At 47.9% G+C, this 12,453-nt stretch carries 10 protein-coding genes; 1 reads left to right on the forward strand and 9 read right to left on the reverse strand.

What is annotated here, in order from left to right; all coding sequences use genetic code 11:
* Positions 1–5 precede the first annotated feature (5 nt).
* Entirely contained in the window at positions 6–1,232 is a 1,227-nt protein-coding gene (locus tag LRY47_RS10195) for a CinA family nicotinamide mononucleotide deamidase-related protein (RefSeq protein ID WP_295224958.1), read from the forward strand.
* On the opposite strand, the gene LRY47_RS10200 is transcribed toward LRY47_RS10195, so the two are convergent.
* Genes LRY47_RS10200 through LRY47_RS10240 form a run of 9 tightly spaced genes read right to left on the reverse strand, consistent with a single transcriptional unit; the run spans position 1,229 to position 12,452 of the window.
* On the reverse strand, positions 1,229–2,287 hold the full coding sequence (locus tag LRY47_RS10200; RefSeq protein ID WP_295224961.1) for a DUF354 domain-containing protein: 1,059 nt from the start codon (positions 2,285–2,287) through the stop codon (positions 1,229–1,231). The two genes, LRY47_RS10195 and LRY47_RS10200, sit on opposite strands and share 4 nt — an antisense overlap.
* The gene (locus LRY47_RS10205; RefSeq protein WP_295224963.1) at positions 2,284–3,387 is read right to left on the reverse strand and encodes a radical SAM protein; all 1,104 of its coding nucleotides are present in this window, start codon (positions 3,385–3,387) and stop codon (positions 2,284–2,286) included. The genes LRY47_RS10200 and LRY47_RS10205 overlap by 4 nt, the downstream gene beginning before the upstream one ends.
* Positions 3,388–3,395: 8 nt before the next feature.
* Entirely contained in the window at positions 3,396–4,457 is a 1,062-nt protein-coding gene (locus LRY47_RS10210) for an NAD-dependent epimerase/dehydratase family protein (protein ID WP_295224965.1), read from the reverse strand.
* Positions 4,442–5,458, reverse strand: a complete 1,017-nt coding sequence (locus tag LRY47_RS10215; RefSeq protein WP_295224967.1) for an NAD-dependent epimerase/dehydratase family protein — start codon at positions 5,456–5,458, stop codon at positions 4,442–4,444. The genes LRY47_RS10210 and LRY47_RS10215 overlap by 16 nt, the downstream gene beginning before the upstream one ends.
* Positions 5,455–8,022 carry a glycosyltransferase gene (locus LRY47_RS10220; RefSeq protein ID WP_295224970.1) on the reverse strand — a complete coding sequence of 856 codons (2,568 nt, stop codon included), beginning with the start codon at positions 8,020–8,022 and terminating at the stop codon, positions 5,455–5,457. Before LRY47_RS10220 ends, LRY47_RS10215 begins: the two co-directional genes overlap by 4 nt.
* Positions 8,019–9,164, reverse strand: coding sequence for a glycosyltransferase family 2 protein (locus LRY47_RS10225; RefSeq protein WP_295224972.1), 1,146 nt, complete (start codon positions 9,162–9,164; stop codon positions 8,019–8,021). The genes LRY47_RS10220 and LRY47_RS10225 overlap by 4 nt, the downstream gene beginning before the upstream one ends.
* The gene (locus tag LRY47_RS10230) at positions 9,161–9,874 is read right to left on the reverse strand and encodes a nucleotidyltransferase family protein (RefSeq protein ID WP_295224974.1); all 714 of its coding nucleotides are present in this window, start codon (positions 9,872–9,874) and stop codon (positions 9,161–9,163) included. Before LRY47_RS10230 ends, LRY47_RS10225 begins: the two co-directional genes overlap by 4 nt.
* Positions 9,871–11,364 carry a PfkB family carbohydrate kinase gene (locus LRY47_RS10235; protein ID WP_295224977.1) on the reverse strand — a complete coding sequence of 498 codons (1,494 nt, stop codon included), beginning with the start codon at positions 11,362–11,364 and terminating at the stop codon, positions 9,871–9,873. The genes LRY47_RS10230 and LRY47_RS10235 overlap by 4 nt, the downstream gene beginning before the upstream one ends.
* Positions 11,365–11,381: 17 nt before the next feature.
* Positions 11,382–12,452 (reverse strand): class I SAM-dependent methyltransferase, encoded by a 1,071-nt coding sequence (locus tag LRY47_RS10240; protein ID WP_295224979.1) that lies wholly within the window; start codon positions 12,450–12,452, stop codon positions 11,382–11,384.
* Position 12,453: the final 1 nt, after the last annotated feature.

Consider the following 12,453-nt stretch of genomic DNA (forward strand, 5'->3'; position numbering starts at 1 on the left):
GATCTATGGTCAGATGTGCGATTTTTGCGGTTGGAAGCGAGCTTCTGGAGGGGAGCATCGTTGACACCAATTCCGCGTGGCTTGGTTCAAGGCTTGTAAAAGCCGGATTCGATGTTGAACAGGTAAGACTTATCCCCGACAATAAAGAGATGATAGTCTCAGTTTTCCGTCAGGCGCTTGAAGAATACGACTGCGTATTCACCACCGGCGGGCTGGGACCTACGTTTGACGACCTCACGGCAGAGACTGTTGCCGAAGCGACAGACGTTGAAACAGAGATGAACGAAACTGCCAAGACGCATATGATAAACCGCCTGAAAGAGCGCGGGGTCAATATAAAAGACAGCCATCTCCGTCAGGCGATGCTGCCGAAGAGCTGTATACTGTTTCCCAACGGCAGAGGAACAGCTCTGGGCTTCGGTATGGAGAAGAACGGGCATATCATAATAAGTATGCCGGGCGTTCCCTATGAGATGTATCTGATGTTTGAGGAACACGTTATGCCGTTTCTGCGGGAGCGGTTTGAAATGCGCGAACGCCACAGTATTGATATCCGCATAGGTTCCCTTCCCGAATCGGAGGTTGACGACGTTCTGCGGGAATTCGGCTTTCCCGAAGGCATGGAATGTATCATCAATGTCGCGAAAGGCGAGATTCTGGTGAAACTCAGAGGTTTTGACGAAGCGATGCTAATGGAGTATGCGGAACGCGTCAGAGGCAGATTCTCTGATAATTTTATAGGCTACGGTTCCGACAATATAGCAGCCGTTGTTCTTCGGACGCTCAGGGAAAAGAGATTGACCCTTTCAGTTGCAGAAAGCTGTACCGGCGGGATGATAGGCAAAGAGATAACCGATATCGCAGGTTCCAGCGACGTGTTCATGGGCGGTGTGATATCTTACAGCAATGATGTTAAGATGCGCGTTCTGCGCGTTCCGGAAAATATACTTATCAACCACGGCGCTGTCAGCGAAGAGTGCGCGCGTGCCATGGCGGTGGGTGTTGCGAACCAGCTTCGCACGTCCTGCTCTGTTTCGGTCACAGGTGTTGCGGGTCCCGGCGGCGGTACGGATGAAAAGCCTGTGGGTACCGTATGCATCGGCTGGTGTGTGGGCAGAGAGGTTGTAACGAAGAAATATAACTTTGCCGGCGACCGCGACGCAATACGCATCCGTTCAATGAAAACGGCGCTGATAGAACTCAATAATTTAGTGAAAAAGTATCAGCCCTAAGCAAGTATCTCCTCAATAATGCTGTCCATGTCAAAAGACATGGTATCGAACAGCGGTTTCGGATCGTGCCGTTTTGATATTATCTGCTGTGCTTTTTCAAGAAGCTCTTCCGCTGTGTCCGCTTTTTCCATGAGCGAGCTGTCAATCAGCAGTTTGTCATAGTGAGAGATGAACGAGCGGGTGGATATTACGGGTGTGCCGAAATAGCACGCTTCGGAGTTAAGCGTTCCGCCGCCGCCGATGAAAAGGTCGGCGAACGCCAGAAGGTGCTGGATAACCATCTTTTCCTCAATGACTGTGGCATAGGGGAAAAGAGCTTTAAGTGGTTCCGCCTCATATCTGGGGATAAGGACGATGTTGACGTTCATTTTTTCTTTTATCAGCTCAAGCCCTTCATAAAGTACCGGATATTTCTTCCCAACGTATGACGCCTTAAACTCTTCCTCGCGCACTACTATGGTCTTTTTGTTCGGGTTAAGTCCGCGTGATTTAAGGAAATCTCTGAAAAAGTTGATATCCGGTCTGAAGTCGTGGAGCCATGCCACAACGTCGAGGAAATTGTATGAAAATATCTGTTCGGGTTCCAGTGAGAAACGCTCAAAAATGCTTTGCGGTACCATATAGGGTCTGAATGCCTTAGTTGAAAGGGGCAGGGTGAGCCTTGCCTGCGGGAGTGCCTTACGGAAATTTGCCGTATGGTCTGAAAGAGGGATATCATAAAAATTGACTATCGGAATCCCAAGCCCGAAAGCAACTCGGTTCGCGTCCACACTGCAAAGACAGACCAGCTTCGTGATACTGCATTTCTCTATATATTCCATCAGAGCAAGCTGACGGTGGATTGATGCCTTAAGTTTGTCGCCAAGATTCGCGCCTCCGAAGTATCCGCGGTTCACAAACTCTATTTTGTATAGGTTGAGCAGATCCACAACCTCTTTGTAGCCGTCGCCCTCCCGCGCCGTTACGAGAACGGTTTTGCCGCGCGCCTTTATGCCCTCAATGAAGGGGCGGAAGAACATAACGGATTTCGGCGTAACAAGGTCGAACCAGATCAAATTATGCCCCTTTGGACGTATTCGTCATACCACCAGGGTTTGACGGGTATAACGTCCTTTTCGCTGAAAATGTATCCGTATTTCCCCTGATACTTTATCATGCCGACAGCGGGTATTTCGGGGTTGATGAGCGTCATTTTGTTCGCACAGGTGTAAAGGCAGTCCTCGTGGCACTGTTTCGAGCGTATCATGGTAAGAACATCCTGCGCCTGATCGCCTTCGAGAACCTTGTCCAGACCGCCGGCTTTGCGCACATTGCCCATTTTCAGATAGTTCAGCCACAGAAGACAGGGGAACACATTGCCGTATGGGTCGATGTCGATGCTCCGACCGCCCATATAGCAGTTGAAGTCTATCTTCTGTCCTTCGTAAACCGCTTTTTGCAGTAAATATTTGCTTCTGTAACGTCCCTTGTCGTAGCCTATTTTTACAAGCTGTTCGTCTATCTGTTTCAGTTCGTCGTCAGTCCAGATGAAGCTGTTTTTGTTCAGGGTGCATTTTTCAAGGTTGTCCTGAGTGTTCTTATAACGTTCACTGCTGAACCTTCCGTAGCCGATATAAAGCCCGACGCCCATCTCTTTTGCGAAGTTGTATATCCATTCGATGAGGTGGAGGTTCTCTTTGTAAATGGTGAACTGGAAGCGCAGAACAAGCCCTTTTAATTTTTTCAGCCGCTCAAGGGTCTCCATCGCAGATTTAAAGCCGTCTTTGCGCAGGCGTATTTTTGCGTTGGTCTCCTCGTCACCGTCCAGCGATATGTCAAGACGGTAGAGCGGATGCTTTTTGAGGACGTATTTCGCTATTTCCTCGTGTCTTTCGGGAAACCAGCCTGTTATGGGTGAATCTATGACCACGCTGTCATGGAAACGGTAGATACTGTCCACCACGCGCAGATATGTGTCGCTCATGTGGGGTTCGCCACCTGTGAGGTGAACCTTTTTCAGATCGAGGTGTTTTGAGGAGAAGATGCTGTCCAGCTCAGTGTCGGTGAGTTCTTCGCCGCGTCTGTCTTCCTGCTTCCATATGGAGCAATAACGGCAGGGTCCCGGGCAGTATTCAGTAATGGTGTAGGAGATGTCTTCAATGTTGTATTCTCTCAAAATGAACCTCAGAATCTTTGTTTCATAGTATCATATATTTCGGAAATAATCTGTTCAACATTATATGTGTAGTCCCATTCAGGATAGTCGGCTTTAAATTTTGAAACGTCGCTTATCCACCAGATATGGTCGCCGCTTCTGTTGTCCTCTGTGTATGTGTGGCGGAATGGTTTGCCGGTCAGCTTTTCCAGCATAGCGATCGCCTCCAGCATGGAACAGCAGCTATGTCTGCTTCCTCCCATGTTGTACACTGCGCCGCAGCGGGGTGCTTTATAGAAACTGTGGAACGCGTTTATCATATCGAAAGAGTGTATGTTGTCGCGCACCTGTTTGCCTTTGTAGCCGAAAACGGTGTAGGGCGTATCGGTGACTGCGCATTTTATCAGATAGCTCAGGAAACCGTGAAGCTGTGCGCCGGAGTGGTTGGGGCCTGTGAGACATCCGCCGCGGAAAACTGCGGTTTTCATGCCGAAATAGCGTCCGTATTCCTGAACCATGACATCCGCCGCGACCTTGCTCGCACCGAAAATGGAATGCTTTGAATTGTCTATAGACATGCTTTCGTCTATGCCTTTTGCGAAATAAAGGTGGCTTTTGTCAATTTCCCAGCGTGTTTCAAGCTCAACCAGAGGCAGAAGGTTAGGCGTATCTCCATAAACCTTGTTTGTGGATGTGAAGATGAAGACCGCATCGGGGCAGTGTCTTTTTGCGGCTTCCAGTGCGTTCAGCGTGCCGTTGGCGTTAACGCCGAAATCCGTGAATGGTTCCTTTGCCGCCCAGTCGTGGCTCGGCTGTGCCGCTGTGTGCAGAACGAATTTTATGTCCGTACCGTATTCTGCAAAGAGTTTTTCCAGTTTTTCAAAATCTCTGATGTCTATGTTGAAATGTTCATAATTTTTCAGTTTTTCCGACAGACGTGAAACGTTCCACGATGTTGACGCACTCTGTCCGAAGAAGTATGAGCGCATATCGTTGTCGATGCCTATCACTTTGTCGAAATGAGCGGAAAAAAACTCTGCCGCTTCCGAGCCTATCAGTCCTCCGCTTCCGGTTATCAGGCAAATATCCATTTCAGTTCCTCTTTGTTCTCTGTAATCCAGTCTGCTATCTCTTTCAGAGTTTCCTCAGCCGAAATTTCAGGCGACCAGCCGTAACTTTGTATCTTTGTATTGTCAGTGACGTAGTATTTTATATCCAGAACACGTTCCGGCATGAACGGCACTTCTTTAGCGCCTATGAGTTTTTTACAAAGCGCATCCAGCTCAAATATGGACAGCGAGTTATTTATCCCGCCGCCTATGTTGAAAAGCTCACTGCGAAATCTGTCAAAGCTGTGTATTTGCATGTCGATCAGGCGGAAGAGGTCGCGCACGTTTAGAATATCGCGCACCTGTTTTCCGTTTCCGAAGATGCTTAATTGCTTATCGTAGATATAGCTTGCCGCCCAGTGTGTTACAACGCCCTGATCGGTTTTGCCGAACTGACCTTTGCCCGCAAGAAGCCCGCATCTGTTTATGATCGCTTTAAGTCCCAGCATTTCTATATATTCTGCGATCAGTAGCTCGCCCGCATACTTGCTCATACCGTAGAGGGAGCGCGTTCCTTCTTTCGGAAAGTTCTCTGCTATGCCGTGTCCGTATTTCATGGTGTAGCGTGACGCCTCTTCTATATATTCCAGCCCGTTTATGGCAGACATGGGGAATATCCTGCTGGTTGACAGGAAGATCAGCTTTGCATTGTTGTCCAGCACCGAACGGACGCAGTTGAAAAGCCCGCCGAAGTTTGTTTCCATCAGATACCTGTCGTCGCCGTTAAGTCCCGCCATCACAGACGGTTCCGCACTCGCCTCTATCATGAGGTCATAGCTGAGCGGTTCAAGGTCTTCCGGTCGGCGCACGTCGCCCTGAATGAAGTTTATCCCCGCCTCGTGGAGTATCGGGATATTAAGTTCACTGCCGTTTCTGTGGAGATTGTCCAACGCGGTTACTTCGTATTTGGGATATTTCTGTTTTATATTCAGTGCCAGACTGCTGCCCACAAAGCCGCAGCCGCCTGTTATGAGAATGTTCAATTTGTGCCTCTGTTTTTGTGTTTCGTCCAGTCCTTAACCCATTTGTCTTTCAGCCTTACTATCTCGTCACTTTCGAGATTTCCGCGGAAGGCATGGGTATTGTGACCGTCGAAGTCCGTAAGATTATCATCGACCAAAACACCCTTTTTGATAAGCTCGTTATACATGGGAGTGCCGGGAAATGGCGTAACTATTGAAACCTGCTGCGAGTCGGGGTTCTGTGCGAGCATCCAGTCGAACGTTTTTTGTATGGTCTCTTTGGTATCAGCAAGATAGCCGATGGAAAATGTAAGGTGTACCTCTATCCCGTGTTTTCTGCACAGCGAAAGGGTCTGTTCGCATTTTATTATATCGAGTTTCTTGTTTATCTCTTTCAGAACGGTTTCATCCACACTCTCTATGCCGAATTTAAGCCCTATGAGACCGCTGTTTTTCATGCGGATGATAAGTTCCTCGTCAAGCCCGCCGTCAGCACGCGCCATAGCCATCCACGGCAGTTTTACGCCGTTCTCCCCCAGCGAATCGCAGAAACGGTGTAAATGCTTTTTATCTATGTTGAATGTCTCGTCGTCCAGATAAAATGACCGGATTCCTAATTTTCCCTGCGCGTCGAGAATCTCTTTTACAATGGTATCAGTATCGGCTTTCCTGTATCCGTTAGCGTAGATTGTATGCACCCACTGACAGAAACAGCATTTGTACGGACAGCCGCGGGAAAGCTGAGTCTGGAAAGACGGGTATGCCAGAGCGTTAACGGGTCTGTCGTTGTAGTTATAAAATGGAGTGATGAGCCTTTCGGGGCGTGGCAATGCGGCAAAATCGGTGGTTTTGCGGGGAGGATTGATTCCGCAGATATGTATCAGCCCGTCAATATGTCCGTAAGGTTTTCCCTCTTTCAGGCATTTCGCAAGCTTAAGTGCGGAGAGTTCGTATTCTCCCTGAATGGCGAAGTCGATATGTTCCTCATCCAGAATATTTTCTTTCAGAAAACCTACGTGCGAGCCTGTAACGCATATCTTTGTATGTGGCAGGAACTCTTTTATCTGTTTCAGAAGTGCCATATCGTTTTCAAATGACGGGGCGGATGTTTCGGTTATCAGCAGATCCGGTGCGTAGCCGAAGGCTTCGTATATAATCTCTTCGGGGGCGTATCCCTCTGCAACGCCATCCGTTATCCATGCGCTAATCCCGTTCTCTTTCAGCAGGCTGAAAAGATGTCCCATGAAGAATGGATAGGGTATGTAGGGCTGCAAATTCGCCTCATAACGCGACATATCGTATGTATGCGGCCAGCGGCTTCCTGCGTTAACGCCTGCCCTGCCGTTCTGTCTCCAAGGCAGGTTGACGGTCATTACCCTGAAATCGCCGTATGCATTGAGCTGTTTTTCATACTCCATACGCTGCATTGATGCTTCCACAGCCTTTGTTTTGAGTTCGGTATCTGTTTCCGTCAGCTTTGTGTCGTGCATGGCGGGGAATTTTTTATGAAGTACATCAAGGGTCGCAAGTGATCGGAACCACTCGAATATCTCTTTATCAGTTTCTTCTGAGGGGGTGAGTGCTATTTTATCCAGTATGTCCTTGTTGAAATCAAGAACGCCCTGACGGATTTTGTCGGATGTAAAATGGTTAAGGGATTTTATGAAGGAACTATAAATCCTCTGCGCGGCAGGGGCATCTTCCTGAAATCTTAAAATGTCTTCCAGAAAAAATTTGAAGCCTGCCAGTATGTATGGATACACCAGATAGCTTCGGGATTTTTCAGTTATAATGTCTAAACCCATTCGGGTGTAGTTGATGTTGTGTTCCGCCTTTTTGCGGTAGAGGGTTTCATCCTGAAATGCGCTATTCATCGACCATTTGAACACTCTGTAGCGGTACGCACGGTTGAGATATGAGGCGACATCATCTTTCTGAAGGTGATATGTGTGATGGTCTGGGTGCCAGAGCAGTTCGTAACCGAGTTTTCTGAGTTTTATGCCGATGTCCACATCTTCGTAGTTGGACATCAGGCTGTCGTCAAAAGGTCTGTGTTTATTGCCGTTTTCGGCTATGCCTGCTTTATGAAGCGCCTCTGTTCTGTATATGCTGTTTGAACCAAGCAGAAATTCGCGGTATTCGTCTGTTTCGGAACCGAGCGGTTTGTAAAGGTCGCGCATATCCACAAGAGCGCGGCATCTGTCGCCCATCTCCGTGCGGTTAAGCTCTATCTGCTTTCCCGCAACACCTGCAAGTTTCGGGTTGTTCTTTAGTATAGGCAAAAGTTTTTCTATGTGGTCGGGACGGAGAATGATATCACTGTCAACGGAGAGAAGATAAGGTGTATCGATGAGTTCCAGTATGCGGTTTCTCGCTCTGCCGAGACCGAGGATACCGTCTATGCCGAAATGTGACGGCGGATAAAACTCAAAACCCTCTTCGCGGCAAATGCTTTCCGTGTTGTCTGTGGAACCGCTGTCTATGACTATGAACCGAGACGGCTGCACTGTTTGCGCTTTTATGGCGCTAAGCACCCTGCGGATGGTGTTTTCATTGTTCAGGGTTGGTACGAATGCGGATATCATTGTTCCTCTTGAAGGATATCAATTATTTTGATATTCGGGATTTTCCACAGCTTTTTGTAAGCCCGCAGGACGTCTTTATGTTTGTATCCGGCGATTATCACACTGCACGGCTTTTCTGCGGTTTTTGCAAACTGTTCAAAGCTCATCGCATCCTTTTTAAAATCGTCTATGAATCCGCCGAAACGGACGTCTGCCTTCTCCATGTATTCATGCAGAGCCAGCCCCACCCAACCTTTGAAACAGATGTAGGCAGTCTGTCCGTCAGTTATCTGTGCCAGAGCGCGGCGGAAGTTCTGTTCGTTTGAACAGGCGTCCCTGTCAGCCAGAATAGCAAGGAACGTGTATTCTGTTCTGCGGTCGAGATATGTATTTATCACTGCCCTGAGAGGTGCAGAGAGGTTTTTATCTTTGAAATATTTGTGCATGTCTAAGGGTGCGGAGAGGTTAAGTTCCGTCTGTTTTATCAGATTCGCCTTTCCACTGTGGCTGAAACTCTCTTCGGAGTTTCTTGTCCATTCGTATGTTACTCTGTCCAGAAAAGCGATTTTTTCGCAGTCAGCCGCGTATTTGATTATTGTTGCGATATCGGCAGCTATGGAATCTTTGAACATGGACACGAACGGAGCGGTCTGCATCAGCATATCTCTTTTGAACAGGAAATTGCTGAAACAGAAATGTTCGGGGTGGTTCAGGCGTATATCGAGCAGGGACTGGATGAATTCTGCGGGAGTACAGCTCGCTTTGAACGGGTGATTGTTAACTATGTCGCCGTATTCGGTTTTCAGCCTGACACGGGAAAAAACCATGTCCGCGCCTTTTTCGATAAGCGCTACTGCGTCCTCTATGAATCGCTCGTCGCAGATTCTGTCGTCGTCGCTTACGAAAATAATATATGCTCCTGATGCGTGTCTGATTCCGTTCAGGGAGTTAAGAGTATATCCCGAATTTTTTTCGGTGCGGACGTATCTGACACGCGGGTCGTTTATGGAACGAATAACGCCTTCTGTGGTATCGGTGGAACAGTCGTCGGATATTACCAGTTCAATATCTGTGTAGGTCTGTCCGAGAACCGCAGAAACGGCGCTCATTAGCATATCTGCTCTGTTGTATGTCGTCATGACTACGCTGGCTGTTCTGTTCACAGATATTCTCCGAGCTGTTTTATGTCTTTTCTGGCAATTTCCAGACTTTCCGGTGTGCCGATGTCCCTGTGGTAAACATTGTTATTGAACGTTGCTATCCTGCCCATGAAAGCAGGGATGACCTCTGTGCTGAAATCGACTTTTTCTCTGCCGAGAGATGCTATGTAATCTACTACGATAGGTTCCAGTATATAGACGGCGCCGTTTGCATGGCTGGATGGCGGATTCTGCACTTTTTCATGGAATTTAAGAACTCTGCCTTCGCTGTCACATTCCACTATACCGCAGCTTTCTGGTGTTTCAGTTATAAAGGTCATCATGGTCATGTCTGTGCCTGTCGGTCTGTTGCGGTGTGCCTGAATGAAATCGGCATAGCTGCAAACGGAAAGGTTGTCTGCATGAGCGGCTATAAAAGGCTCATTGCCGAAACGGGGGCTGTTTTTCAGGATGGTTCCGCCTGTGAGAAGCAGTTCTTTTTCGTATACGCATACGGCGTTGTCGAAGACCTTCTGATTCTTTATGAAATCCTCCACCTGTCCGGCGAAGTGGTGTGTATTTATAATTATTTCATCCACTCCTGCTTTTTTAAGCAGTGTGAGCCAGTACCAAAGCAGCGGTTTTCCGTCTATAGGCACAAGACACTTGGGCATGTCTTTGGTCACGGGGTACAGCCTTGTCCCAAGTCCTGCAGCCAAAAGGAGGGCTTTCATTTGAAATTCACCTCGATGTTGTGCATCAGCTCTGCCATGGTTATCGGTGTGTTACCCACTCTTGTGACGTGCAGTCCCGCTGTGACCGAACCGAGATATGCGGCGTGCCATATGTCCGAACCGCTTGCCAGCGCCAGCGATGCGCATGAGAGCATGGAATCACCGGCTCCCGCAACGTCCTTAGGCGATTCGTTCAGAGCAGGCAGTTTGTCCGTTGCCCAGTCGTCCTGATCTTTCAGAGGTTTTTCTCTGGTGGTGTGTATAAGGACACCCTCTGCGCCCATTGTGAGCAGAATGTCTTTCACCCCTGTTTTTTTGCGTATCTTTTCGCAGAGGACAACAAGTCCTGATTCGTAGTCTTTCATGGGACCGCGCGCCTCTACCTCTGTGGGGGTTATCATGGATACCCCTGAGAAGCGGGTTATGTCGCCGGATTGGGAAGAAGTCTGACTGTCCGCCGACATCAGTACGTTATATTTTTTTGCCATAGCTGTTATAGCTTCCACAAGGCTTGCGGGCAGACAGCCGTAGCTGAAATCGGAGAACACCAGCAGGTCGGCGGTTTTCATCTCCTCTTCCATACTCCTGAGAATTTTGGACTGTATCTGTTTGCTTATGCCGTGTGCCTTAAGCGAGTTGACCCGCAGAAGTGTTTTGTTGCCTGCTCTGTATCTTTTCTTAAGTGTTGTCACCCTTGTCTCGTCTTTAAAAATGTAGGGTTTTATGTCCCATTTTTCCAGATGTTCGCTGACGAAACTGCTGTATTCGTCCGCCCCTGTGATAGTGAAAAAGGAGACGTTTGCACCCAGCCCTTTCAGGTGACCGCTGACTATGCCCGCCCCGCCGAGAAAAGTGTTGGAGAACAGAGGTGTGACCACTATTGTCGGGTCTTCCTGCGATATGCCGAGTGGCTGGCATGTGATGTATTCGTCGATGATGGAATCGCCTATAACGATTGCCTTTATATCAGAAAATTTTGAGAGAACCGATGTTATAGATTCTTTTGTTATGCCGTGTCTTTCCAGATAGCTCTGCGGTTTGATCAGCTTAACGTCGTCGTGGAGTTTGAACTCCTTCATGATGAGGTCTGTGGACGAGAAAACTATGTCGCCCGACCCGAATATCAGTTTTCCGCCGTATTCGCAGACAACGTCCTGTTCAGGATTCTGCTTGTTTTCAAACTCCTTTCCTTTCACAACGATGTCGGGTTGCAGTATGGAGATGAAATCCTGCGGGGGACAGTTAAGGATGAAAGCGTGGTTTACAACGGAGATGGAGCGGATGCTTTCCAGTCTGTCGTCCTGAGATACTATTGTGGCATCGGAATCTGGGTTTACGCCCACAACGAGATATTTCCCGTTTGATGCCGCAAAGTTAAGAAGACGCAGGTGTCCGGGATGGATGATGTTGAAATTACCTGATACAAATACTAATTTTTTATTCTTTGCCGCATTGCGGATATGTTCTGCTATCGCTTTCAGTTCGACCATGAGAGACTCTCCCGTTTTCAGAGTGTACTACTACAAATCGTAATAAAGTCTATTTTGTTGAATCTTGCGCTGATATTTGATGCCATTTCCTGCGGGAAGGGAAGTATACATTTTATCCCGTTTTCGGCATCTAAGGGGCTTATAATTTTTTTATCAAGGTGCAGTTTCCCCTGTTTAAAGGTGTCCTCGTCCAGAAAACCAACCAGCCTGTCGCCTATGTATCCGCCGAAAAAAGTGCTTACGGGGGCTGTGCCGAAAACGTACATCGGCTCGTTTATTTCGCTGACTGTTTTCAGATATTCGATATATTTTTCAAAATCCACCGTTTCTTTTTCCGGCTGTTTTGTGTCTCTTCCATGCATTGATGCAATTGCGGTTATCTCTTTTGCAACCTGTCCTTCCGGAAGGGCTACACATTTAAAATGCTCTTTAAGCAGGGAATACAGGCTGGCTTTTGAAAAGTGAACAACATGGTCTAAGACAGCCGTGTCGAATATGTTAGAGGAGATGTCTGGTACCTGAATCAGCAGAACGCCGTTTTCGGTGAGAAGCCCTTTAACATTCTCAAGGAACTCGTGGGGTTCTGTGATGTGTTCAAGAACGTGTATCATGCTTATCATAGAGAAGCGTTCGGATATTTTATCCGGCGGACAGGTGTAGAATTTTTTCACATCAACAGAGAAATCGGGGTCGCGCCCTATATCCTGCGCGAAAAGTTTAAGGTTTGGTTTGGCTTCGGACATAACTTTGAGGAAACTTCCGCTGCCTGTACCTATATCCAGCGCACTGCCTGTTTCGGGAAGGTGGTCTGCACAGTTTTTTTCTATCAGTTGTGCGCGGGTGACAGGTATCTTGCCGAAGGATTTCAGCTGGTCTCTGCCTTCGGTCAGTGGGTATGATCTGTAATGGGAGTAAAGCTCTGTTATATTAAGTTTATATGTCTCATCGGCTTTTTTTTGCAGCGTTCCGCATGAACCGCATCTGACCAGCGAAAATCCGAAAGGAAGAAATCTGCTGTCGGAAGATACGGAACAGCTTAAGGAGAGTATTTCATGGGTGTCTCCGCTGCCGCAGAGGATACAGCCCATC

Origin of the sequence: Seleniivibrio sp. (genome assembly GCF_021209385.1) — a bacterium.
In the GTDB taxonomy this organism is placed as follows: domain Bacteria; phylum Chrysiogenota; class Deferribacteres; order Deferribacterales; family Geovibrionaceae; genus Seleniivibrio.